The following is a 502-nucleotide window of genomic DNA, read 5'->3' as shown; positions in this document are numbered from 1 at the left end:
CTTTGAGCCCCTCACGTTTCCACAAACGCTCGACGCGTTTGTCATTTACCTGCCAACCTGCGTCTCGCAACAACGCGGCAACCCGGCGGTAGCCATACCGACCGGACCGGCGCGTCAGCTCGATCATGTCTGCGACCAGACGGTCTTCATCGGCACGCCCCTGTGGCAATCGCCGTTGTGTGGATCGGTGCTGGCCCAGGACGCGACAAACGCGACGTTCGGAAACGTTCATCTGGCCGCGCACAAGATCGATGCAGGCACGGCGGCGTGAGGGGCTTAGAAGTTTCCCTTTGCGGCCTCGGACAGGATCAATTTGTCCAATGTCAAATCTGAAACGGCACGGCGAAGGCGCTCGTTCTCTTTCTGGAGCCGTTTCAGTTCCTTAAGTTGTTCTGTGCCCATTCCGCCGTACTTCTTCTTCCAGCGGTAATAGGTTTGTTCCGTCACTCCGATCTGTCTGATCGCATCAATCCGGGGCATCCCTTGCCCCATCAGAACTTCA

At 57.6% G+C, this 502-nt stretch carries 1 pseudogene; it reads right to left on the bottom strand.

From position 1 onward, the window contains the following. Positions 1-502: pseudogene (locus FOY56_RS23440) on the bottom strand (IS3 family transposase); the annotation flags it as partial.

It is taken from the genome of Falsiphaeobacter marinintestinus, from assembly GCF_007923355.1.
Lineage (GTDB): Bacteria > Pseudomonadota > Alphaproteobacteria > Rhodobacterales > Rhodobacteraceae > Phaeobacter_A > Phaeobacter_A marinintestinus.
The sequence above is the reverse complement of the archived record's forward strand: the minus strand, read 5'-3'. Positions and strand labels throughout refer to the sequence as shown.